We start from the raw sequence: 21,933 nt of genomic DNA, 5'->3' as shown, positions 1-21,933 counted from the left end.
AAATGGCTGCGACGGACGTCCGGGGGAGAGTGGACACCGGCCCAGTGGACACCGGCCCGGCGATCCAGCATGACCATACCCATGAAGCTCGTGTATCTTTACGAAGACCTGATCCGGTGGCTCGTCTCGCTATGCCCCGCGCCCGACAAGTTCGCGCAGACCTACGCGGGGCTGACGATCTGGCTTGGCGCAGCCTTGCTGATGAAGAAGCCACTGCGCCACTGGCATCCCCTCGGCGTGGTGATCGTTGCCGAGTGCCTCAACGAATGTATCGATTATCTTGCCCATGGCGGGTGGATGTGGCGCGATACGCGCGCTGACATGATCGCCACATGGTTCTGGCCGGTGGTGCTTTTTGCGGCGATCCGTGTTCGGCCCAAGCTGCGCAGTTAGTTGCAACTGAAAGTGTCACTCTAAAGTCACAGTTCCTGATGTTCCGTATTCGTGCCGGAACTCTTACCCCCGCCCGGTCATTTATCCGGCGAGATGGTTAGAGAGGTCATGAGGCCGACACAGCTGATATAGCTCATGGATTGCAGAGGGTTGCGGCCTTTTCAGGTAGGTTGCAAAGCCCATTCTGCACCGTCGGTACGGTTCGGTTCACGAATGGTAGCGAGAGTTACGGCACAAGCGCGAATGTGCGCTTATGCCGAGGGGGTTCTGCACTTCGGTGAGGCGCCTTCAGTACGTCGCAAGGGGCTTCTCCAACCGCTCGAATGGAAACGGAAGCGGGATCGTCCGGCCTGAATACCGGCGGTTTCGTCCCGAGGAGTCGAGACTATGAAAAAGATTGCCCTTCTTGCAGTGGCCATTGCCGCTGCTGCCCCGGTTGCCAGCTATGCGCAGGACGCATCGAGCACCGACACGAGCACCAGCACCGAAGCCACCTCGCCGGACGGTTCCAAGGCCTTCGGCATCGAGCCTTATGTCGGCGTGATGGGCGGCTACGACAGCTACGACAAGTCGAGCGAGTTCGGCTCGCCGCGCGGTGGCAAGATGAACGGCGCGCTGATCCAGGGCGTGGCCGGTGTGAACGTGCCGATCGGCCCCGCTTTCGTGGGCGTTGAAGGCAACGCTGCCAAGGGCTTCAACGACATCAGCTGGGAATACGGCGTCAAGGGTCGCCTCGGTGCCCGTGCCGGCACCAGCGGCATGATCTACGCCACCGCCGGATACGAGTGGGTCAACGGCAAGCGTGCCTATGCCGACAAGAGCGACTGGATCTACGGCGTCGGCGCCGAAGTCGGCCCCAAGGACATCGGTCTTGGTGGTCTGACGGACAACGCGGGCGTGCGCCTGCGCTTCGAGGTCGACACCTACGACTTCGACAGCATCCGCCCGATGGCCGGTGTGATCTTCCACTTCTGATCCGTGGAACCCTGAACGATCCGGCGTCCCTTCACCGAGTGGCGCCGGATCGATCGCGGGAATGGCGCGGCCGGAGAGATCCGGCCGCGTTTTTTTAACCAACTGGTGGTTTTCGCTGATTGCGTGCGGGTTTTCCTGCCGCTTGAAGTAGTTCGTTCATTTGCGAACGAAGCTGCTTCACTTCATGTTCCAACGCCTCAAGTCGATTTTCAACTTCTGAATTTGCCATTCTGACCTCCTTTGAGCGGGGACAGGCATATTCGATAATTTGGGGGCTATGAAACGCGGGCCTGTTTTATCTGCGGCGCGTCATGATCGCAGCCAGTAAGCAGGTCACCACGATGGGGCCGATCCAGTCGACCCACTGGTCCCAGGTGGTCCAGACCCGCAAGTCCAGCGCGCCCCACCAGGGCATGTTCGCGCGCAATCCGTGGCCGAAATGCTCGATCCAGCGATATTCGGCCTGCGTCAGTTCGCGACTGATGAAATAGGCGCAGGCGATCGCCGCGCCCGTCCACCATCGTCCAGTGGTCCTGCCGATCAGGATCTGGAAGATCAGCGCGGCAAGGGCGTGGGCGAAATAGTTCATCAGATTTTATGCCGTGTGTCGTGAAAGGCCCTGGGGGGCAAGAATGCCATCCTCAAACGAAAAAGGCGACCCTGTGGCCGCCCTGTTCGTGTCCTTGCAAAGACGTTTCGGATCAGAGGAAAGGCTCGTCCGCCGTATTGGCGATCGCCTTCATCAGCCCTGCGAACAGCCGCCCGGCCTTGTCTGCCAGACGATCGTTGCGCACAATTGCAGGTGTCGGAGCAGCCGTGAAGGTGGCGTCCAGATCGTAGAGCTTGCGGGCGGTGGCGGTCATGTTTCCCTCTGTCTTCAAATTGCTGCATTGCAGCACGAATGCTCATTCGCAGAGAGGTGAGTTTTACGCAATTGCAAGAATCGCATGCAATGTTGCGTGCCCCAGCGATCGTGTGCGGGTGACGGGACCAGTATGGGACTGGCTCATGCGCCTTGAGCGGAAACGAAAAAAGCGGCCCGAAGGCCGCTTTTGCGTCATCCTTTCCAGTGGAAGGATGTTGGCTCCCCGAGTAGGATTCGAACCTACGGCCATTCGATTAACAGTCGAATGCTCTACCGCTGAGCTATCGGGGAGCAGCCTGTCAGTGTCACCACTGCCGGGCAGGTGTGCGCCTATAACAGGCTCAGCGGGCTTGGCAACAACTTCCTCCCGAAAATGTCATGAAAACTTTTCCACAGGCTCACCTGTCTGGAATTGCTCGGCAAATATGCGCTCCTCCAGCGTATGGCCGGGATCGAACATCAGCGTGAGCGTGCGCTCGCGGGCGATGGAGATATGCACCTCGGCGATGTCGCGCACTTCGCGCTGGTCGGCGACGGCGGCAACCGGGCGCTTGCCGGGCTCGCGCACGCGGAACTCGACGACGGCGCTTTCGGGAATGATTGCACCTTTCCAGCGGCGCGGGCGGAACGGGCTGATCGGGGTGAGGGCAAGCATCCGGGCGCCCAGCGGCAGGATCGGTCCGTTGGCCGAAAGGTTATAGGCGGTCGAGCCGACCGAGGTCGCCACCAGCACGCCATCGCCCGCCAGCTCCTCCATGCGGACGCGCCCGTTGATGCGCACTTCCAGCTTGGCGGTCTGGCGCGTCTCGCGCAGCAGGGAGACTTCGTTGATCGCGTGATAGACGAACTGGCGCCCGTCCTGCGTCACCGCGCGCATCTCCAGCGGGCGCACTTCGACTGCATGAGCCTCGGCGATGCGCTTGGCGATCGGCTCATCTTCCGGCAGCGCGTTCATCAGGAAGCCGATGGTCCCAAGGTTCAGGCCATAGACGGGCTTCACCCGGTCGCGCGCCATCATCTCGTGCAGCACCTGCAGCAAAAAGCCGTCGCCGCCGAGCACGACCACGACATCGGCCTCCTCCTGCGACACCCAGGGATGCGCGGCCAGCAGGCCGGAAAGACCGTCCTGTGCCTTGGGGGTTTCGGAGGCGACCAGCGCCAGTTTCAGCTCTTTGTGCATATCCGCCGCCATCGGCAAATGTCCCTTTGGACTTGTCAAGATTCTCCCTGCCGGGAGAGCTGCGGGAACGTCCCGAACCGGGGCAGGGCTGTCGAATTTTGAAGTGTTTGGCAAGGGTTTTGGCGGTATGACCACCTCCCATGAGTTCACCTTCGCCGTCGCCGTCGTCCAATCTCGCCCGAACCCTTGAAACCCGGCTGACCGGGGTTCCGGCGGTAGAGTCTGTGCGGGAGCGGATCGAGAGCTGGAAGGCGAACGAGGCGATGCTGCCGCCCGATGCGCATGTCCATGCCATGCTGCTCAGCCTGCGTCGCCTCGATGCGATCAATATCGCTTACGGGGCTGAGGCAGGCGATGGCCTGCTGGAAGAGATCGCAGGCCGCATTTCGCACTATGCCTCCGAAGAACTGGATGGGCCGTGGATGGTCGCCCGGGCAGCGGGCGGCAGTTTCCTGCTGGTCGCCAACGAGGCCTGCAGCCGCGAACGCTGGTATCTGGTCGCGGATCAACTGGCTGAGGAGGTGGCAAGGCCAATCGCGGTGCCCTCGGGCATCGTGCGACTGTCGCCACGCGTCGCCCTTATTCGCGCGCTGACGGGTGAAAGCGTCGATTCGATGCTCGACCGGCTCGGCCAGACCCTGGCGGATATCAACGAGAGCCCCGCCGCGCGCATCGCCTGGGCCGAAGGGGAGGTTTCGCTGCCGGGGCGCAGTGCCGCGCAGCTTGAGGCCGATCTGCTCGGCGCCATCGACCGCGACGAGATCGAGATCCTGTTCCAGCCGCAGTTCAGCCTCACCGATGACCGGCTGACCGGGGCCGAGGCGCTCGCGCGCTGGAACCACCCGACGCTTGGCCGCATCGGGGCCGGTGCGCTGTTCGCGCTGGCCGAGCGGGCCGATCACATCGCGCCGCTTTCGCAGCATATCGCCCGCAAGGCGATGGCGATCGCCAGCAACTGGCCGAGCGACCTGCGCCTCTCGATCAACGTGACGCCCGCCGATCTCGCCTATGCCAGCTATACCCGGCAGATGCTCGACCTGATCCGCGAAAGCGGATTCCCGCCTCGCCGCCTGACGCTGGAGATCACCGAGCAGGCGCTGATCAAGGACGTCAGCATGGCGGCGCAGACGATGGCGGAGTTCTCCTCGCAGGGCATCCGCATCGCGCTCGACGATTTTGGCGCGGGGTTCTGCAACTTCCGCTACCTGAAGGTTCTGCCGATCCACTATCTCAAGCTCGACCGCTCGATGATCGAGGGCGTCACCACCGACAAGCGTGACGTTGCCGTGCTTCGCGCCATCGTCGGCGTGGCGCGGGCGCTCGATCTTCAGGTGATTGCGGAGGGGATCGAGGAAGAGGCCCAGCGCGCCGCCGTCGCGCGCGAGAAGTGCGATTTCTATCAGGGCTTCCTGCGCGCCCAGCCGATGAGCGCGGCGATGTTCGCCAAGCTGGCGCGCGCTTCCTGAGTTCGACTTATATCGGCCTGATCCGCATGCCCATCTGCGGCACGCGACGGTCGGGCCAGACGATACTGCGGGCTTGCGCCTCGGTGGGTCGTACCACGTTTTCGATCGTGCCATGCTTATCGAGCAGGCGCGCGATCTCGGCAGGTTCGGGCGCTTCGCTTATCGGCATATCGAGCGCCGCTGTCGACAGTTCGCCGCACCACTTCGGCAGGCGGGCCAGCGTTACCTGCGCGGCGTCGCTGGCGCGGTACTTCTCCAGCACCTTGCGCGAAGTCCACAGCGAGATCGTCCAGTAGACCTGCCCCGAACTGAAGCCGATATAGCCGTCGATATAGCCGGGGGTTGCCTGGAGCGCTTTCGAGGCGGTGCCGGTGGCTTTCAGGTAGCCGGGCACGGTCCACCAGTGGCGCAGTTTCAGGCGAGTGATCGAAAGGCAGGGCATGGCGGTTTCCGGCGTGGTCCTGAAAGTCGGTTGGCGGGTCTGGCTCTTGGCGGGCGTCAGCCTTTGCGGGCGATGGCCGAGAGCCCCTTGGTCAGTTGCAGCAGGCCGTTGAGGCGGCTTTTCGGATCGCCCCAGGCGCGCTGGAGCACCAGCTTGTTGTCGGGGCGCAGCTTGACCGTACCCTCCAATCGCGCGGCATAGGCAATGAGGCCTGTCGGGTTCGGGAAGCTGTCGTTGTGGAAGCTGACCAGCGTGCCGCGCGGACCGACGTCGATCTTGGCGATATGTGCCTCGATCGCCTGCCGCTTGATCTGGATAAGCTGGACGAGATTGGCGGTCGGCTGCGGCAGCGGGCCGAAGCGGTCGATCATTTCGGCCGAAAGGGACTCGATCTCGTCCTTGCTGTCGGCATCGTTGAGGCGGCGATAGAGCGCCATGCGTACCGCCAGATCGGGCACGTACTCTTCCGGGATCATGATCGGCGCTTCGACCGTGATCTGCGGGCTGAGCCCGGACGTGTCCTTCTCCAGCCCGACGCCGCCCGCCTTGGCGGCGAGGATCGCATCCTCCAGCATCGACTGGTAGAGTTCGAAGCCGACCTCGCGGATATGGCCGGACTGTTCGTCGCCCAGCAGGTTGCCTGCACCGCGAATGTCGAGATCGTGGCTGGCGAGCTGGAAGCCGGCACCCAGACTGTCGAGATCGCCGAGCACCTTCAGGCGCTTTTCGGCAACTTCGGACAGTGCACGCCCCGCAGGTGTCGTCAGGTACGCATAGGCGCGGAGCTTCGAGCGGCCGACGCGCCCGCGCAACTGGTAAAGCTGGGCGAGGCCGAAGCGGTCGGCGCGGTGGATGATGATCGTGTTCGCTCGCGGAATGTCGATCCCGCTCTCGACGATGGTGGTGGAGAGCAGCACCTCGTACTTGCCCTCGTAGAACGCGCTCATGCGCTCTTCCACTTCGCCTGCGCTCATCTGGCCGTGGGCGGAGATGTACTTCACCTCGGGCACATGGGCGTGGAGCCAGTCCTCGATCTCGGCCATGTCGGAGATGCGCGGCACCACGATGAAGCTCTGTCCGCCGCGATGATGTTCGCGCAACAGGGCCTCGCGCATCACCATCTCGTCCCACTCCATCACATAGGTACGCACCGCAAGGCGGTCGACCGGCGGGGTCTGGATGGTGGAGAGTTCGCGCAGGCCCGACATCGCCATCTGCAAGGTGCGCGGAATCGGCGTGGCGGTGAGCGTCAGCACATGCACGTCGGCGCGAAGCTGCTTGAGCTTTTCCTTGTGGTTCACGCCGAAGCGCTGCTCCTCGTCGACGATGACGAGGCCGAGGCGCTTGAAGTTCACCGTTTTCGACAGGATTGCATGGGTGCCGCAGACCACGTCGACAGTACCCGAGGCAAGGCCCTCGCGGGTGGTGCGGGCTTCCTTTTCGGGTACGAGGCGCGAGAGGCGCCCGACATTGAGCGGGAAGCCGCCGAAACGCTCGGCGAACCCGGCATAGTGCTGGCGTGCGAGCAGGGTGGTGGGCGCGACGACGGCCACCTGCTGGCCCGCCATGGCGGCGACGAACGCGGCGCGCAGGGCCACCTCGGTCTTGCCGAAGCCGACATCGCCGCAGACCAGACGGTCCATCGGGCGACCGGACGAAAGATCGCCCAGCACGTCCTCGATGGCATGCTCCTGATCCTCGGTCTCCTGCCAGGGGAAACGGTCGACGAACTGCGGGAAGGCGGACGGATCGGGTTCGAGCGCGGGGGCGACGCGCAGTGCACGCTCGGCGGCGGTCTTCATCAGCTCGCCCGCGATCTCGCGGATGCGCTCCTTCAGGCGCGCGCGCCGCTTCTGCCAGGCCTCGCCGCCCAGCTTGTCGAGCGCAACGCCTTCCGCCTCGCTGCCGTAGCGCGAAAGCACGTCGAGGTTCTCGACCGGGATATAGAGCTTGTCGCCGCCTGCATAGGTCAGCATCACGCAGTCGTGCGGGGCCTTGCCGACCGGGATCGACTGAAGGCCTTCGTACTTGCCGATACCGTGGTCCATGTGGACGATCAGGTCGCCGGGCGTCAGTGCCGCCAGTTCGGCGAGGAAGGCGTCGGAATCCTTCTTCTTTTTCTTGCGGCGGACAAGGCGATCACCGAGAATGTCCTGCTCGGTGACGACTTCCATCACATCGTTGGAAAACCCGGTTTCCAGTGGCAGTACCAGCGCGGCGGAGCGGCCCTGCACGGCAAGGCCGAGGGCTTCCTGCCAGGTCTCGGCAACGCGCGGCTCCGGTGCGAGCGCTTCGCCCAGAATGGAGACGAGACGCGCGCGGCTGCCGGGGGAATAGGCGGCGAGGATCGCCTTGCGGCCGGATTTCGCGACCGCCTGCAAGTGCTTTGCCGCCGCCTCATAGGCGTTGTCACCGCGTGCGCGTTCGGGCGTGAAATCGCGCGCATTGCCGAAACCGAAATCGAGCACCTTGGCGCTCTCGGGCTGGGCGAAGGGATCGGCGCGATGGATCGGGCTGGCGCTGACGGCCTGCTCGTATTCGCTTTCAGCTAGATAGAGCGCGTCGGTCTTCAGCGGGCGATAGCTGCCCGCCTTCTGGCCCGAGGTGTCGAGGCGCGCCTTGTGATAGTCGGCAATGTCTTTCAGCCGTTCCTCGGCGGCGCCCATCGCGGCACTGTCCATCACCAGCACGTCGTCGTCCGACAGGTGATCGAGCAGCGTGACGAGGCGGTCCTCGAACAGCGGCAGCCAGTGCTCCATGCCTGCCAGACGCCGCCCGTCGCTGACCGCCTGATAGAGCGGATCGGCGGTGGCATTGGCGCCGAACATCTCGCGATAACGGCTGCGGAAGCGCTTGACGCTGTCCTCGTCGAGCAGCGCTTCGCTGGCAGGCAGCAGCAGGTGCTGATCGACCGAGCCGACCGAGCGCTGCGTGCCGGTATCGAAGCGGCGTACCGTTTCCAGCTCGTCCCCGAAGAAGTCGAGCCGCAACCCGTGCCCGTCGAAGCCCGAGGGGACGATATCGAAGATCGCGCCGCGCACCGCGAACTCGCCCGCGTCGATAGCGGTGTCGCTGCGCTGGTAGCCCTGACGGCGCAGCAGGGCGATCAGGCTTTCGTGCCCCACTTCCATGCCGGGCTTGAGCAGGCGCACGGATTCGCGGATGCGGAACGGCGTCAGCACGCGCTGGAGCAGCGCGTTCGACGTGGTGACGAGCAGTTGCGCGCCATCCCGCTTCAATTGCAACGCATGGAGCGCGGCCAGCCTGCGCGCGCTGACCGACAGCGCCGGGCTGGCCCGGTCGTAAGGCAGGCAGTCCCACGCGGGGAATTCCAGAACGTCCAACTCGGGCGCAAAGAAGCGCGCGGCCTCGGCCACCGCCGCCATCGTCGCCTCGTTGTCGGCCACGAACACCGCGCGCGCGCGCTTGGTGGCTGCGGCGCGGGCAAGGTCGGCCATGACCAGCGGCTGACTGCCGCGCGTCACCGAGGAAAGCGTGAGCGGCGTCTTGGCCGAGAGGATGCGCTGGAAGTCGGTCATGGCTCTGGAAATAGGCGAAAAAGGATCAGCGCGGAATGGTGACGTAATCGATCACCTGCATGCGCTCCATCATCGCGCCCTGGTACTTTTCGGGGACCGGCTCGGTGCCGAGCGCCCAGGCCATGATCTCGACGTCCTCTTCCTCGATCAGCTCCTCGAACAGGGCGGTCTCGGCTTCGGTCCAGTCGGCATGGAAGCGGTCGAAATAGCAGCCGATCATGTAGTCGGCCTCGCGCGTGCCGCGATGCCAGGCGCGGAACTTGATACGGGCGAAGCGGGGAGAGAGTTCGGTCATGACAGCGCCGATACTCCCGCGCGTGGGGGAGGGCAAGGCGGCAGGTTTGGCGATGGAGCGCTCATTCAGAAGTGAGGAGGTCGGGGGCTGGCCCCGGAGTCTGGAAGGCCAGCCCCTGCCTCTGCGGCCGATCTTGGGTGTCGGCCGTCAGGGGGATATCAGGCGTGAAGCACGCGCACGATCTCTGCGGGCGGGCGCCCGGTCATCGTCTTGGGCACTTCTGCCACCAGCGCGCCTTTCAGCGACTTGTGGTAGTGGCGGCGCATCTCGCCCAGCGAACGCGGATCGGCAACGACCACCAGCTGGTCGATCTCGCGCTCCATCACCTGCCGGTTGAGCCAGCCGGTGACGGCGGCCACATGCGCGCTTTCGTCGAAGGAATCGTTGCTGCCGTCGCCCGTGCGCGCCTGATGGCGGCGCGGCTCGTCGCTGCGGCGGTGCCCGGCGGAGAAGTTGGTAGGCTCCAGTTCGGGCGTGGCGATCGCGGTGAGCATCGGCTCGGCCTCGATCCCGGTATTGCGGTACAGCTCGAAGTGGGAGCCATCGACGATGGCGAGCACGGTGCCGTTCGGCAGAAGCATGGGCGTCTCCATTTCGGTTGGGGTTTCAGGAGTTTCCAACGGAGAAGGGTGCTTTGCGTTCCGCACGGGCTGGCGAAACGTTCGTCACTCAGGTTAAAGGGTCGGACATCATGAGACCCGATGCGCTCAATCCCCTGTTCGCCGAAGTCGAGACGCTCGACGGTGTCGGCCCCAAGCTCAAGAAGCCGCTCGACAAGCTGGGGCTGACCCGGCTGCGCGATCTGGCGTACCATTTGCCCGACCGCTTCGTGGAGCGCCGTGCGGTGGCAGATCTCGACGAGGCGGGCGTAGGCGAGAACGTGATTATCGCCCTCACCGTGCGCGAACATCGCGCGCCCAGCGGTCGCGGGCCGTTCCGGGTGATCGCAGAGGACGTGAAGGGCAATATCTGCACGCTCACCTACTTCGGGCGCTCGTCGTACACCGCCAAGAAGCAGCTGCCGGTGGGCGAGACGCGCTGGGTGGCGGGCAAGCTCGACCAGTACGGGCAGATGCTGCAGATGGTTCACCCCGAGCATGTCTCGGAAGCGGGCGCGGTGCCGATGGGGCAGGTGTGCGAGCCGATCTATCCGCTGTCCGAAGGGCTGACGCAGGGGCGCATCGGCAGCATGGTGCGCCAGTCGCTGAAAGTGCTTCCCAGGCTGGACGAATGGATCGAGCCGAGCCTGCTTACCAGGACCGACTGGCCCACTTGGATCGAGGCGCTGCCCGCCGCGCATCAGGGCCCGAATGCGCCCGCGCGCGACCGGCTGGCCTATGACGAACTGCTTGCGAACGCGCTGGCGCTGATGCTGGTGCGCGAGAGTAACCGCCGCCAGAAGGGCACGCCGCTGACCGGCGACGGTTCCTTGCGCGCCAAGCTGCGGCTGCCGTTCTCGCTGACCGGCGCGCAGGTCCGCTCGATCGCCGAGATCGAGGGCGACATGGCGCAGGCGGCGCCGATGCTGCGGCTGCTGCAGGGCGATGTCGGCTCGGGCAAGACGGTGGTCGCGCTGTCCTCGCTGCTGATCGCGGTCGAGGCGGGGCGGCAGGGCGCCCTGCTGGCGCCGACCGAGATCCTTGCGCGCCAGCACCATGAAACGCTGGTGCGTATGGCGCAGGGGACGGGCGTCGAGATCGCGCTCTTGACCGGGCGTGACAAGGGCAAAGCGCGTGAATCCGTGCTCATGGGGCTGCTGGATGGCTCGATCGACATCGTGGTCGGCACCCATGCGATCTTTCAGGATGCCGTTTCCTATCGCGATCTGGCGCTGGTGGTGATCGACGAGCAGCACCGCTTCGGTGTCGGCCAGCGGTTGATGCTGGCGCGCAAAGGCAAGCGCACACCGCACACGCTGGCGATGACCGCGACGCCGATCCCGCGCACGCTGACGCTGGCGCAGTACGGCGAGATGGAAGTCTCCAAGCTCGACGAACTGCCGCCGGGACGGCAGGCGATCGATACCCGTGTCGTTTCGGTGGACCGTATCGCCGATGTGGTGAGCGCGCTGTCGAGACACCTTGAGGGCGGTGGTCAGGCCTACTGGGTGTGCCCGATGGTCAACGAGAGCGAGAACGACGACCTTGCCGCCGCCGAAGCACGTTTCGCGGTGCTGAAGGAGCTGTTCGGCGACGATGTGGTGCTCGTCCATGGCCAGATGCGGCCCGAGGCGAAGGACGCGGCGATGGAGCGTTTCTCGCGCGGAGAAGCGAAGCTGCTGGTCGCGACCACGGTGATCGAGGTCGGCGTCGACGTGCCCAACTCGACGCTGATGGTGATCGAGCAGGCGGAGCGCTTCGGGCTTGCCCAGTTGCACCAGCTGCGCGGGCGCGTCGGGCGCGGCAGCGAGAAATCGGTCTGCCTCCTGTTGCGCGGCGGCGCGCTTAGTGAAACGGCCAAGCAGCGCCTTGCGCTGATGCGCGAGACACAGGACGGCTTCCGGCTGGCCGAGGAAGACCTGAAGCTGCGCGGCGGCGGCGAGTTGCTCGGCACGAAACAGTCGGGCGATACCCCGTTCCGCATCGCCAGTCTGGAGCAGATCACCAAGTATCTGCCGATGGCGCACGACGATGCGCGGCTGCTGATCGAGCGCGACGGCGGCCTGTCAGGCCCACGCGGCGAGGCGGCTAGAGTGCTGCTCTATCTGTTCGAGCGCGACTGGGGCGTGCAACTGCTGCGCGGCGGCTGAGGGCACCTGTTCAGGCGGCGCGGCGAACCATGTCGCGACCGGCCTGCTTCGCGGCATAGAGCGCGGTATCGGCCCGCGCGATGGTCTGCTCGGCGGTATCTTCGGCGCGCATCTCGGCAAGGCCGGTGCTGATCGTCAGGCGCACTTGCGTGCCGTTGCCGAGCGGCACCGGATGCTCGGTCATGGCCTTTCGGAGCCTTTCGCAGGCGACCAACGCAGCCTCGGTCGAGGTAGCGGGAAGCAATACCGCGAATTCCTCACCGCCGATGCGGGCGACAAGATCGCCGCCCCGCATGCAATCTGTGGCTCGACGCGCGACCTCGCGCAGGGCCTCGTCACCGCACAGGTGTCCATGCTCGTCGTTGATGCGCTTGAAGTGGTCGATATCGAAGATCGCCACGGCCAGCGGTGCGCCCGAACGCCGGGCGGAGGCTGCCGCCCGATCGAGTTCGGTCAGAAATGCGCGGCGGTTGGCGAGGCCGGTCAGTTCGTCGGTCAAGGCCAGCTTCTGCAATTCGCGACGATAGCTCTTTTCGCGTTCGAGCGAGCGGTTGAGGGCAAAGAGGCTGATCGCGGCCATGATCAGCAATCCGAAACCCGCCAGGGCAACGAACCCGGCGAAGACGATGGTGAGGGTATAGGCCTGCTGCGAGCGGGTGCAGAAATCGTCGAGCCGGGCCCGTTCCCGCTTCGAGATCGCATCGAGCAGGCGGTCCATCCCCTCGATGGCAACACGCGAATGGCCGGTCATGACTTCGGCCATGGCGGCCTCGTGCTGCCCGGCCCGGTTGAGCATGTCCACAGTATCGATGTGACCGAGATAGGCGGCTGTCTGTTGGCGCAGGGCCGCGACGATACTGCGCTGTTCCGGGGTTTCGGTGGATAGCGCATCGAGCTTGTCGAGCGCTTTGAGCATCTCTTCGCGACCACGCGTGTAGGGCTCAAGATAGCCCTCGTCATTGGTGAGCAGATAACCGCGCTCGCCCCGCAGCGCGTTGAGCGCACCGATCCGCACATGATTGTTGGCCGACAGCACGCTCAGGGTGTCATCGTACATCCCGGTCAGCTGCACCTGACGGCGATGCGCCTGCCAGGCCATGACGGAAGAGCCCAGTAACAGAATACCCATGGTCAGGATGGCAGTGATGAAGACCATCATGCGACGGGAGGGCCACTTGCGCCTCCTGTTCGCCCCGCTGTCCGGCTGTCTGTTACTGATCAACTGTCCCGCTCCGTCCCCTATGGATTCCTGCTAGGGCAATATCCTTGACGCAGCGTTAATAATCGCTGGCGTCGCTCCTTTTGTAGAACAGACCGGTATCCGGATGCGAGCGAGTATTCGGGTTCGTTGGAAATGCACGTAAATAGCGGTTTTCTGGCACATTACCGTCATGAACCCGATCTACGGGAGCATGCGGGCCTCCAGATCCAACGTGCTCCGGCGAATTACCTGTTGCTGCAATGCAATAGCGCGCTACTCTGGATGGGATTGCAGGAGACAAATGCAACTTTGGCGGGAGATGCGACTTACGTCGTCCAGCATATGCCAAGGCTGCCTTCCGCGCGGTAACAACAGGGACGATTTCCAGCCGTCATGACAGACGAAACCCAGTCGATGGACAACGAACCGCAGCAGAACGAATCCGCTGACCAGCCCGCTGCGCCCAAAAGGCGGATGAGCGGCCGTGCCAAGGTGATCCTTCTGGCGCTGCTGGTGGTGGCCGTGATCGCCGCGCTGGTGTGGTTCATCCGCTACCAGACCTATGGCCAGTACATGGCTTCCACCAACGATGCGCAGATCGATGCCGATGGCGTGGCGATCTCGCCGCGCGTCAACGGCTATGTCTCGCAGCTGCTGGTGGCAGATAACCAGGACGTGAAGAAGGGCCAGCCACTCGCCCGGATCGACGCACGCGATTATCAGGCGCAGGCCGCGCAGGCGCAGGCCTCGATCGCGCAGGCCGATGCCAGCGTGGAGAATGTCAAGGCTTCGATCCGCGAGCAGGATGCGGCGATCGCGCAGGCCGGGGCCCAGCTGGCTGCCGCCCGCAGTCAGGCCGCACACGATGCCGGCGAAGTGGCGCGCTACACGCCGCTCGTCGCCAGCGGTGCCGAAACCCGCCAGCAGCTGGCGCAGTTGAAGCTCGCCGCCGCGCAGTCCGCCGATCAGGTCCGCCAGCAGAGCGCGGCACTGGAAGCGCAGAAGCGCCGGATCGCCTCGTTGCAGGCGCAGATCAAGCAGGCCGACGCGCAGGCCGATGCCGGCAAGGCCCAGCTTGCCTCGGTGAAGGTGAACCTCGACGCCACGCTGCTGACCGCGCCGTTCGATGGCCGGGTGGGCGATCGTACGGTGCAGGTGGGGCAGTACGTCCAGCCCGGCACGCGCCTGATGTCGGTGGTGCCGGTCCACCAGCTCTATATCGTGGCGAACTTCAAGGAAACGCAGCTGGCCCTGATGCGCCCCGGCCAGCCCGCGAAGATCTCGGTCGACGCGCTCGACGGTCTTGAGGTGGACGGCCATGTCGAGAGCGTTTCGCCGGGCACAGGGGCGCAGTTCTCGATCCTGCCGCCGCAGAACGCGACCGGCAACTTCACCAAGATCGTCCAGCGCGTGCCGGTGCGCATCGCCATCGATGCGACGCCTTCTGCCGCCAGGCTGTTGGTTCCGGGCCTCTCGGTGACGGTGACGGTGGATACGCGCGGCGCCAAGGGCGATCTCGACCGCATCCGCCAGCAGCAGAAGCAGTTCGAGGACGGGAAGCACTGAGCGTGGCCAGCGCCGCAATCAACGGCAAGGGTGGGGGAGGCAGGCGTAGCATGCCCGCTGCCAAGCCGCAGAACGCCGACCTGACCGCGTGGCTGGCGGTGATCGCAGGCACGCTGGGCGCGCTGATGGCGACGCTCGACATCTCGATCGTCAACTCCTCGCTGCCCGAGATCCAGGGCGCTATCGGCGCCAGCGGCACGGAAGGGGCGTGGGTTTCCACCGCCTATCTCGTCGCCGAGATCGTCATCATCCCGCTCTCCGCCTGGCTGGAGCGCCTGCTCGGCCTGCGCACCTTCCTGCTGATCGCAACGACGATCTTCACGCTGTTCTCGGTGATGTGCGGCATCTCGACGACGCTGGGGATGATGATCGTCGGGCGCGTGGGGCAAGGCATAACCGGAGGCGCGCTGATCCCGACCGCGCAGACGATCATCGCCCAGCGCCTGCCGCGCCATCAGCAGCCGATCGGCACCTCGGTGTTCGGCGTCGTCGCCATTCTCGGGCCGATCGTCGGCCCGGTGGTGGGCGGCTGGCTGACCGAGAACATCTCGTGGCACTATGCCTTCTTCCTCAATGTGCCGGTCTCCGCCGTGCTCATCACCCTGCTGCTGATCGGTCTCCCGGCTCAGAAGAGCAACCTGCACCTGATCGGCGAGGCGGACTGGCTGGGCATCGCCGGGCTGACCCTCGGCATGGGCGGGCTGACGGTGTTCCTTGAGGAAGGCGCGCGCGAGGAGTGGTTTTCCTCCGAGATGATCCGCTGGATGGCAGGTATATCGGTCTTCGGGTTCATCCTGCTGTTTCTGGGCCAATGGTTCGCCAACCGTCCGGTCATCAAGCTGCGGCTGCTGCTCAACCGGCAGTTCGCTTCGATCATCATCATGGCGATGGCGCTGGGCATGGTGCTTTACGGCACGTCTTACGCGATCCCGCAGTTCCTCTCTTCCATTGCCGACTACAATGCGCTGCAATCGGGCCAGATCGTGATGCTTTCGGGCATTCCCTCGATCATGCTGATGCCGTTCCTGCCGCGCCTCGTGCGGGTGATCGACATCCGCCTCGCGGTGGGATTCGGCATGGCGACGCTGGCGCTTTCGGCGTGGATGGAGACGAACCTCACCATCGACTCGGTCGGCGGCGATTTCATCGATTCGCAGCTGATGCGCGGGGTCGGCACGATCCTGGGCATGCTGTTCCTCAGCCAGGCCTGCGTGCAGTCGGTCCCCCCGGAGGATGCAGGCGATGCCTCGGGCCTGTTCAACGCCGCGCGCAACCTTGGCGGCAGCTTCGTGCTGGCAGGCATCTCGATCCTCCAGCAGGACCGCATGTGGTTCCACTCGCGCCGTCTGGAAGAGACGCTGAACGCCAACACGACCGCCGTGCAGGACTACGTTCACACCCTCTCGCAAAGCTATGGCGGCGACATGGGCGCGATCCGCATGATCGGCAACCAGATCCAGCAGCAGGCGCTGACGATGACCTACAACGATATTTTCTTCGCGATGAGCGCCGTGACGATGGGCGTCATGCCGCTGATCCTGCTGTTGAGACCTCTGGCCAAGGACGCCCCCAAGGCGGCGATGCACTGATGCGTAAAACTTCTCCTCTCTCCGCACCGCTGATGGCCGGGACACTTCTGGCAGGCACGCTGCTCGCCTCGGGCTGCACGGTCGGCCCGAACTATGCCGGGCCGCCCAAGGTCGCCTCGGACGCGGCCGCGCGGGGCACCTTCGTGCGCGCCGACGATCCGGCGATCTCCACCGCGCCGGGCCTTGCCCGCTGGTGGGAGACGCTGAACGATCCGACGCTGAACGCGCTGGTCGACGATGCGCTGAAGAACAGCCCCTCGATCGATCTGGCGCAGGCGCGGATTGCCGAGGCGCGCGGCAAGCTCGATCAGGGCAAGGCCAACCTGCTGCCCAGCGTCAGCGCCAGCGGCTCGTACCTTCACGCGATCCTGCCCAACAGCGCCAGTTCACTGTTGGGCAATTCGTCGGACGACAGCTCGGGATCGGGAAGCGGAAGTTCGGGCAGCGAGAGTTCGGGCAGTGATCAGGGCGCGGTGGATTTCTACAATGTCGGCGCCACGGCATCCTGGGAACCGGACCTGTTCGGCGGCAAGCGGCGCGGCGTGGAAGCTGCGCGCGCGACGGTGGAGGAGCGCTATGCAGACCTTGCCGACGCGCAGGTTTCGCTGACCGCACAGGTCGCGCAGACTTATGTGAACCTGCGCGATGTCGAGAACCGCGCGAAGCTCAACCGCGATTCCGCCCGGTTACAGGCACAGTCGCTGGACCTGACGAAACAGCGCTATACCGCCGGTACGGCCTCGAAGCTCGATGTCGAGCGTCTGCAGGTGCAACTGGAGAACACCAACGCGCAGATCGTGCCGCTCGATGCGCAGATCGCGATGTACAAGGATGCGCTAGCGGTTCTGACGGGTCGCGTGCCCGGCGCCCTCGATGCGACGCTTGCGACCGAGGCCCCCGTGCCGCTGCCGCCCGCCTCGGTGCCGATCGGCGATCCTGCCGCGCTGATCGCTCATCGCCCCGATATCCGCTCGGCCGAGCGGGCACTGGCAGCGAGTACCGCGCAGATCGGCGTGAACAAGGCCAAGGCGCTGCCCGGCGTCAGCTTTTTCGGCATCCTCGGCATGGGTGGGACCAAGCCCGGCGACGTGGTTGATCCCGACAATCTCGTCACGCTGCTGGCGCCGATGATCAACTGGTCGTTCCTCGACTTCGGGCGCAACGCGGCAGCGATCCGCCAGTCGGAAGCCCAGCGCGATCAGGCCACTGCGCAGTATCGCCAGAAGGTGCTCGAAGCCTTGCAGGATGCCGAGGACAGCCTTGCCCGGTTCGGTTCGACCCGTCGCCAGCTGGCGGGTCTCGTCCGCTCGGAACAAAGCGCGGACAATGCCGCCTCGCTCAATGGACAGCGCTATCGGGCGGGCACCAGCACGCTGATCGACCAGCTCGACATCGAACGCCAGCAGCTCTCCGCGCAGATCAGCGTGGCGCAGACGCGCGCGCAGCTGACGATCGACTATATCGCGGTGCAGAAGGCGCTGGGCCTTGGCTGGAGCGATCCGGCCCAAACGCCAGAAACGCCGCAGGGGGACACGCCGCCCGCGAAGTGACGGTGTATTCTCTGCACACGAAAAAGGGCGCGGTCCGTGCGGTCCGCGCCCTTTTTCGTGTGGGTTATCGCTTGCGAAAAGCGGTCACTTCTCGCTGGAGTCAGCCTGCCCCTTGATCCAGTAACCGGCGGCCTTGAGCCAGCTGGTGTTGTGCTTCATCGTCTCGATGACATGAGCCTTGGCGGCGCGCATCACGCGGGCCTCGGTGCCGATCCACACGAAGCCGTCGCCTTCGGGAACGCTCAGCGTTTCGAGCACGGCCATTACCGGGGCGGGATCGTCGTTGGCGCTTTCGGGACGGTGAATCCAGATCGCGGTGTGATCGGCAGCGGTGGTGAAAGCCTGCTCTTCCTCGGGGCCGGTGACGGCGGCGACAGTGATGACCTTGGCGCCTGCGGGCAGTTCCTCAAGGCGGCGGCCGATGGCGGGGAGGGCGGTCTCGTCGCCGATCAGCAGATACCAGTCGAAGGTCGGCGAGACGACCATCGAGCCCTTGGGCCCCCCGATGCGGATTTCGTCACCCGCCTTGGCATCGCGCGCCCAGGCAGTGGCAGGGCCAGCATGCTCCTGTCCACCATGCATGGCAAAGTCGATGACCAGCGAGCGGTCGGCATTGTCGTAGCGGCGCGGGGTATAGTCCCGCATCTCGCCCGATCCGGGGACGAAGACCTTGATGTGATCGTCGGCGCCGAGGCTGACGAAATCGGCAAGGTCTTCGCCTTCCAGCGTGATGCGGACCATGGCAGGCGTGACCTGCTCGACCGAGCGGACGGTGGCCGCGCGGCGCTTGAGTTCGTGGCGGACGCGTTCGAGCGTATGGGTCATGCCTGTCTTCCTGCTGTTTTTCCGAGTGCTTGTGTCGAACACGCAGATACTGCCGGGTATGACCGATTTCAAGCCTAAAGATATATCTCAGATAAACTAATGAGACCTATTCTCAAATTATAGCCTCTGCATCTGCGGGCAGAATGCCCTCCAGTACGACACGCATGAGTTCACCTGTGGTCGGCTCCTTCACGAAGGTCAGCGCCGGAGCATAGGCGATCTCGAACAGCAGCGCGCCGAGCGTCAGTTCGGGCAGGTCGATTGCGGGAAAGCGCTGCTTCAGCCATCCGGCAAGCTGGCGCCAGTTGGCGGTCAGAATGTCGCGCTGGCGGACGAGCGCGGGCGAGTCCGGCGTCGTGCTGCGGACATGTTCGAGGATAGTCAGCACCCAGCTTCCGGACCCCGAGCAGTAATTCGCCCAATTGCACAGTGTGGCGATCACCTCCTCGCGCGAAGGATCGGCCTTGAGCGAGGACATCAGCGCTTCCATCCCATCCGTGCCGATCCCTTCCAGCACTTCGAGAAAGATCGCATCCTTGGTCGGAAAGTTGGAGTAGACCGCACCTTTGCTGTACCCGGCATGGGCGGCGATGCGATCCACCGAGGTGATCGCATAGCCGTCGCGCCGAAACAGTTCGCGCGCCGCCTGCAGCAGCTTGACGCGGGTGATGGCCTGGCTTTCACTACGGGTCAGTCTGGGCACCGGCATTCTCTCGTTTGAAAAGACGCGACATAATATTTGTCGTAACCGGTATCAGAGTAGTGTGGGGCGTGCCAAAGCCAAGCCTGTCGTCGGTGTTATCCGCAGGGCATTGCGATCAACTCGCAATCCCGATCAGGCCGGTGCAGGCTGCGCCGCCGCTTCCACCTGTTTCATCACACGCAGGATATTGCCGCCCCAAATCTTGGCGATATCCGCCTTCGAATACCCTGCCTTGAGCAGCGCGGCGGTGATGCGGGGCAGCTTGCTGGAATCTTCCAGACCCTTGACCCCGCCCCCGCCGTCCCAGTCCATCCCGATGCCGACGTGATCGGGGCCGACGACTTTCAGGGCATGGAGCAGATGCGCCATGAACTCGTCGAAGGTCGGCGGATCGGTATCAGGGAACTTCGCGTCGATCTCGCGGCGCTTGGCAAGGAAGGCCTCGCGCTCGGCCGGGGTCATGTCCTTGTCCTCGCGCATCATCGCGAAGAGCTGTTTCATCGCTGCCTGACGCGCAGGGTTGGCCTTGGCGGTGTGGATATAGCCGCCGTAGCTGTTGATCTGAATGACGCCGCCCTTGGCCGCCAGCGCCTTCAGCCGCGCATCGTCGATGTTACGCGGATGATCGAACACCGCGCGGCAGCCCGAGTGCGAGAGCACCACCGGTGTCGTCGAATACTTGATCAACTGGTCGAACACATCGTCGCTGGAGTGCGAGGCATCGACGATGATCCCCAGCCGGTTCGCCTCGGCCAGCAGCTTCATGCCCAGCGGGCTGAGGCCATGCCACTTGGGGCCGTTCGGATCCGTGGAGCTGTCGGCGTACTGGTTGTTGCGGAAATGCGCGAAGCCGGTCTCGCGCACGCCCATCTTGTAGAACAGCGTGATAAGCGAAGGATCTTCGCCCAGCGGATAGGCGTTCTCGATGCTCATGAAGACGATGCGCTTGCCCTCGGCATGGATTCGCGCGGCGTCGGATGCTTTGGTCGCCAGTTCGAACTGGTCGGGGTGGGCGGCGACCATCAGCCGGATCGAGAGCCCGCGCATCACCGCGAAATCGCGCACGCGGTGATAATTCGCCTCGTCCAGCGGCCCCTGCGGCGTGTAGATCGCCCAGAAGCCGCCATCGAGTTCGCCCTCCTTCATGCGCGGCAGATCGACTTGCGTGAAGTCGGTATGCACGTCATGGCGGTCCATCACCGACCAGCCCGGCAGGTCGAGCGAGGCCGAACTGTCGAGATGGGTGTCGAGCGTAATCATCTGCTTCTGGATAGCCAGAACCTGCGGGGTTATCGCGGGCAGCGGATCGCTGGCGGCATCCGCGTGCGTCATGGCGAGCGGCGCCATCAGCGCGGCGCTCGCCAGCAGAAAGCGGTGGATCTGCAGCATCTCGATTTTCCCCTGTTCAAATATTCGCATTCCGCGAATTTCCAAATGGCCGCTCAGGCCCCGACGTAAGCGCGCAGCACGGCGGCATAGCGAGCGATGTCCTCGGCCCGGCCGGTGCTGACGCGCGACCACTGGGTCCATTTGCCATAGGCTGGTCGGATATCGACCTGCGCCTCGACCATCTTCTGGTAGAGCGCATCTGCATCGGGCACTTTCACGTATACGAAGTTCGTGTCCGACGCGCAGGTGGCAAGGCCGCAGGACTTCACTACCTCCATGATCGAGGCGCGCGATTCCAGGATGAAAGCCTTCGAGGCCTTGAGGAACGGCTCGTCGTGGTATGAGGCGATCCCGGCAGCGAGGCCCGCCAGATTGCCGCCGAAACTCATCAGATAGCCGCGCAGCGTTTCGGCGATGTCGGGCGAAGTCATCGCATAGCCCAGACGCAGGCCCGCCATGCCGTAGATCTTCGAGAACGTGCGGCAGATCACCAGATTGGCGCGCTCCTTCAGCAGCGGCACGACCGTCGTGTAGTCGGGCCGGGCGGTCAGTTCCATGTAAGCCTCGTCCACCAGCACGGTGACGCGCGGGTCGACGCTGCGGATGAAGGCGCGCAGGGCCTCGCCGTCGAGCGACATGCCGGTCGGATTGTTGGGATTGCAGATATGGATCAGGCTGACGTCGGGGGTGATCGCAGCCTTCATCGCGGCAAGATCGATGCTCATGTCGCTGGCAAGCGGAACACGCTTCACCTTGACGCCCTTGGCCTCGGCATAGTGGACGGTAGTGTCCCAGAACAGTTCGGGGCACAGGATGGTCCCCTTGCGGCCGAGTCCCAGCGCGACGCACTTGAGTACTTCGGTCGAACCGGAGGAGAGCACCACGCGATCGGATTCGAGGCCGTGGCGCTCAGCTATCATCGCGATCAGCTTGCGCACTGCACGATCGGCGTAATAGGCACCTTGCGCCGAATAGCGTGCGACCGCCTGCAACGCGGATGGGGCAGGGCCGAAGGGGTTCTCGTTCCGGCTGAGCTGGGCGACACCCGGCGGCGGCCCGAACACATCGGCGACATCGACACCATAAGCTGCCGTGCCTTGCTCCGCTGCCGCAGCAAGCGCCGGATTCGTGCCGGTCAGGGCCAGTGCACCGCCTGCTCCGGCTGTGCCGAGCAAGGAGCGCCGGGAAAGGGAGAAGGGGGGCATG

20 protein-coding genes and 1 tRNA gene are annotated in these 21,933 nt (G+C 64.6%); 7 read left to right on the top strand and 14 right to left on the bottom strand.

Annotated features, from left to right (window positions below):
• Nucleotides 1-81: 81 nt before the first annotated feature.
• Entirely contained in the window at nt 82-393 is a 312-nt protein-coding gene (locus tag AC3EC3_RS04695; RefSeq protein WP_488488485.1) for a hypothetical protein, read from the top strand.
• A gap of 387 nt (nt 394-780) precedes the next feature.
• The gene (locus tag AC3EC3_RS04690; RefSeq protein WP_488488484.1) at nt 781-1,368 is read left to right on the top strand and encodes an opacity protein; all 588 of its coding nucleotides are present in this window, start codon (nt 781-783) and stop codon (nt 1,366-1,368) included.
• A 94-nt stretch (nt 1,369-1,462) separates the two neighbouring features.
• On the opposite strand, the gene AC3EC3_RS04685 is transcribed toward AC3EC3_RS04690, so the two are convergent.
• From AC3EC3_RS04685 to AC3EC3_RS04665, 5 genes are all read right to left on the bottom strand, one after another.
• Nucleotides 1,463-1,597: a hypothetical protein gene (locus AC3EC3_RS04685; protein ID WP_488488483.1), complete on the bottom strand. Its 135-nt coding sequence runs from the start codon at nt 1,595-1,597 to the stop codon at nt 1,463-1,465.
• Between the two features lie 66 nt (nt 1,598-1,663).
• Complete coding sequence (locus tag AC3EC3_RS04680; protein ID WP_488488482.1) at nt 1,664-1,957, bottom strand: hypothetical protein; 294 nt, start codon at nt 1,955-1,957, stop codon at nt 1,664-1,666.
• A 112-nt stretch (nt 1,958-2,069) separates the two neighbouring features.
• The gene (locus tag AC3EC3_RS04675) at nt 2,070-2,231 is read right to left on the bottom strand and encodes a hypothetical protein (protein WP_488488481.1); all 162 of its coding nucleotides are present in this window, start codon (nt 2,229-2,231) and stop codon (nt 2,070-2,072) included.
• Between the two features lie 218 nt (nt 2,232-2,449).
• Nucleotides 2,450-2,524: transfer RNA gene (locus AC3EC3_RS04670), tRNA-Asn, on the bottom strand.
• Nucleotides 2,525-2,609: 85 nt separating this feature from the next.
• Nucleotides 2,610-3,413, bottom strand: a complete 804-nt coding sequence (locus tag AC3EC3_RS04665; protein WP_260922940.1) for an NAD kinase — start codon at nt 3,411-3,413, stop codon at nt 2,610-2,612.
• Nucleotides 3,414-3,553: 140 nt separating this feature from the next.
• On the opposite strand from AC3EC3_RS04665, the gene AC3EC3_RS04660 reads away from it, so the two are divergent.
• Nucleotides 3,554-4,879 carry an EAL domain-containing protein gene (locus AC3EC3_RS04660; protein WP_488488480.1) on the top strand — a complete coding sequence of 442 codons (1,326 nt, stop codon included), beginning with the start codon at nt 3,554-3,556 and terminating at the stop codon, nt 4,877-4,879.
• A gap of 7 nt (nt 4,880-4,886) precedes the next feature.
• Here AC3EC3_RS04660 and AC3EC3_RS04655 read toward each other — a convergent pair whose 3' ends face one another.
• From AC3EC3_RS04655 to AC3EC3_RS04640, 4 genes are all read right to left on the bottom strand, one after another.
• Nucleotides 4,887-5,321 (bottom strand): hypothetical protein, encoded by a 435-nt coding sequence (locus AC3EC3_RS04655; protein ID WP_488488479.1) that lies wholly within the window; start codon nt 5,319-5,321, stop codon nt 4,887-4,889.
• Between the two features lie 56 nt (nt 5,322-5,377).
• Complete coding sequence (mfd, locus tag AC3EC3_RS04650; protein ID WP_488488478.1) at nt 5,378-8,860, bottom strand: transcription-repair coupling factor; 3,483 nt, start codon at nt 8,858-8,860, stop codon at nt 5,378-5,380.
• Nucleotides 8,861-8,885: 25 nt separating this feature from the next.
• Entirely contained in the window at nt 8,886-9,155 is a 270-nt protein-coding gene (locus tag AC3EC3_RS04645) for an FAD assembly factor SdhE (protein ID WP_488488477.1), read from the bottom strand.
• Between the two features lie 158 nt (nt 9,156-9,313).
• Nucleotides 9,314-9,736 carry a baeRF12 domain-containing protein gene (locus AC3EC3_RS04640; RefSeq protein WP_488488476.1) on the bottom strand — a complete coding sequence of 141 codons (423 nt, stop codon included), beginning with the start codon at nt 9,734-9,736 and terminating at the stop codon, nt 9,314-9,316.
• Nucleotides 9,737-9,846: 110 nt separating this feature from the next.
• On the opposite strand from AC3EC3_RS04640, the gene recG reads away from it, so the two are divergent.
• Nucleotides 9,847-11,904, top strand: a complete 2,058-nt coding sequence (recG, locus tag AC3EC3_RS04635) for an ATP-dependent DNA helicase RecG (protein ID WP_488488475.1) — start codon at nt 9,847-9,849, stop codon at nt 11,902-11,904.
• Between the two features lie 10 nt (nt 11,905-11,914).
• Here the strand turns inward: recG and AC3EC3_RS04630 are convergent, their stop codons facing one another.
• The gene (locus AC3EC3_RS04630; RefSeq protein ID WP_488488474.1) at nt 11,915-13,063 is read right to left on the bottom strand and encodes a diguanylate cyclase; all 1,149 of its coding nucleotides are present in this window, start codon (nt 13,061-13,063) and stop codon (nt 11,915-11,917) included.
• 435 nt (nt 13,064-13,498) lie between these two features.
• On the opposite strand from AC3EC3_RS04630, the gene AC3EC3_RS04625 reads away from it, so the two are divergent.
• Genes AC3EC3_RS04625 through AC3EC3_RS04615 form a run of 3 tightly spaced genes read left to right on the top strand, consistent with a single transcriptional unit; the run spans nt 13,499 to nt 17,810 of the window.
• Nucleotides 13,499-14,671 (top strand): HlyD family secretion protein, encoded by a 1,173-nt coding sequence (locus tag AC3EC3_RS04625; RefSeq protein ID WP_488488473.1) that lies wholly within the window; start codon nt 13,499-13,501, stop codon nt 14,669-14,671.
• Between the two features lie 50 nt (nt 14,672-14,721).
• Entirely contained in the window at nt 14,722-16,260 is a 1,539-nt protein-coding gene (locus AC3EC3_RS04620) for an MDR family MFS transporter (RefSeq protein WP_488488472.1), read from the top strand.
• Entirely contained in the window at nt 16,260-17,810 is a 1,551-nt protein-coding gene (locus tag AC3EC3_RS04615) for an efflux transporter outer membrane subunit (RefSeq protein WP_488488471.1), read from the top strand. Before AC3EC3_RS04620 ends, AC3EC3_RS04615 begins: the two co-directional genes overlap by 1 nt.
• A gap of 84 nt (nt 17,811-17,894) precedes the next feature.
• Here AC3EC3_RS04615 and AC3EC3_RS04610 read toward each other — a convergent pair whose 3' ends face one another.
• The 4 genes from AC3EC3_RS04610 to AC3EC3_RS04595 all read right to left on the bottom strand — a co-directional run bounded on the left by AC3EC3_RS04610 (nt 17,895) and on the right by AC3EC3_RS04595 (nt 21,932).
• Entirely contained in the window at nt 17,895-18,635 is a 741-nt protein-coding gene (locus AC3EC3_RS04610; protein WP_488488470.1) for a siderophore-interacting protein, read from the bottom strand.
• Nucleotides 18,636-18,747: 112 nt separating this feature from the next.
• Nucleotides 18,748-19,338 carry a TetR/AcrR family transcriptional regulator gene (locus AC3EC3_RS04605; protein WP_488488469.1) on the bottom strand — a complete coding sequence of 197 codons (591 nt, stop codon included), beginning with the start codon at nt 19,336-19,338 and terminating at the stop codon, nt 18,748-18,750.
• Nucleotides 19,339-19,470: 132 nt separating this feature from the next.
• Nucleotides 19,471-20,727: a dipeptidase gene (locus AC3EC3_RS04600; RefSeq protein WP_488488468.1), complete on the bottom strand. Its 1,257-nt coding sequence runs from the start codon at nt 20,725-20,727 to the stop codon at nt 19,471-19,473.
• A gap of 53 nt (nt 20,728-20,780) precedes the next feature.
• On the bottom strand, nt 20,781-21,932 hold the full coding sequence (locus AC3EC3_RS04595; protein WP_488488467.1) for a pyridoxal phosphate-dependent aminotransferase: 1,152 nt from the start codon (nt 21,930-21,932) through the stop codon (nt 20,781-20,783).
• Nucleotide 21,933: the final 1 nt, after the last annotated feature.

It is taken from the genome of Novosphingobium sp. BAM6, from assembly GCF_057784955.1.
The sequence above is the reverse complement of the archived record's forward strand: the minus strand, read 5'-3'. Positions and strand labels throughout refer to the sequence as shown.

What these genes read in the sequence shown, in the direction of transcription:
- AC3EC3_RS04695 (WP_488488485.1), top strand. Translation starts at nt 82, where the DNA reads ATGAAGCTCGTGTATCTTTACGAAGACCTGATCCGGTGGCTCGTCTCG.
- AC3EC3_RS04690 (WP_488488484.1), top strand. Translation starts at nt 781, where the DNA reads ATGAAAAAGATTGCCCTTCTTGCAGTGGCCATTGCCGCTGCTGCCCCG.
- AC3EC3_RS04685 (WP_488488483.1), bottom strand. Translation starts at nt 1,597, where the DNA reads ATGGCAAATTCAGAAGTTGAAAATCGACTTGAGGCGTTGGAACATGAA.
- AC3EC3_RS04680 (WP_488488482.1), bottom strand. Translation starts at nt 1,957, where the DNA reads ATGAACTATTTCGCCCACGCCCTTGCCGCGCTGATCTTCCAGATCCTG.
- AC3EC3_RS04675 (WP_488488481.1), bottom strand. Translation starts at nt 2,231, where the DNA reads ATGACCGCCACCGCCCGCAAGCTCTACGATCTGGACGCCACCTTCACG.
- AC3EC3_RS04665 (WP_260922940.1), bottom strand. Translation starts at nt 3,413, where the DNA reads ATGCACAAAGAGCTGAAACTGGCGCTGGTCGCCTCCGAAACCCCCAAG.
- AC3EC3_RS04660 (WP_488488480.1), top strand. Translation starts at nt 3,554, where the DNA reads ATGAGTTCACCTTCGCCGTCGCCGTCGTCCAATCTCGCCCGAACCCTT.
- AC3EC3_RS04655 (WP_488488479.1), bottom strand. Translation starts at nt 5,321, where the DNA reads ATGCCCTGCCTTTCGATCACTCGCCTGAAACTGCGCCACTGGTGGACC.
- mfd (WP_488488478.1), bottom strand. Translation starts at nt 8,860, where the DNA reads ATGACCGACTTCCAGCGCATCCTCTCGGCCAAGACGCCGCTCACGCTT.
- AC3EC3_RS04645 (WP_488488477.1), bottom strand. Translation starts at nt 9,155, where the DNA reads ATGACCGAACTCTCTCCCCGCTTCGCCCGTATCAAGTTCCGCGCCTGG.
- AC3EC3_RS04640 (WP_488488476.1), bottom strand. Translation starts at nt 9,736, where the DNA reads ATGCTTCTGCCGAACGGCACCGTGCTCGCCATCGTCGATGGCTCCCAC.
- recG (WP_488488475.1), top strand. Translation starts at nt 9,847, where the DNA reads ATGAGACCCGATGCGCTCAATCCCCTGTTCGCCGAAGTCGAGACGCTC.
- AC3EC3_RS04630 (WP_488488474.1), bottom strand. Translation starts at nt 13,063, where the DNA reads ATGATGGTCTTCATCACTGCCATCCTGACCATGGGTATTCTGTTACTG.
- AC3EC3_RS04625 (WP_488488473.1), top strand. Translation starts at nt 13,499, where the DNA reads ATGACAGACGAAACCCAGTCGATGGACAACGAACCGCAGCAGAACGAA.
- AC3EC3_RS04620 (WP_488488472.1), top strand. Translation starts at nt 14,722, where the DNA reads ATGCCCGCTGCCAAGCCGCAGAACGCCGACCTGACCGCGTGGCTGGCG.
- AC3EC3_RS04615 (WP_488488471.1), top strand. Translation starts at nt 16,260, where the DNA reads ATGCGTAAAACTTCTCCTCTCTCCGCACCGCTGATGGCCGGGACACTT.
- AC3EC3_RS04610 (WP_488488470.1), bottom strand. Translation starts at nt 18,635, where the DNA reads ATGACCCATACGCTCGAACGCGTCCGCCACGAACTCAAGCGCCGCGCG.
- AC3EC3_RS04600 (WP_488488468.1), bottom strand. Translation starts at nt 20,727, where the DNA reads ATGCTGCAGATCCACCGCTTTCTGCTGGCGAGCGCCGCGCTGATGGCG.
- AC3EC3_RS04595 (WP_488488467.1), bottom strand. Translation starts at nt 21,932, where the DNA reads ATGCCCCCCTTCTCCCTTTCCCGGCGCTCCTTGCTCGGCACAGCCGGA.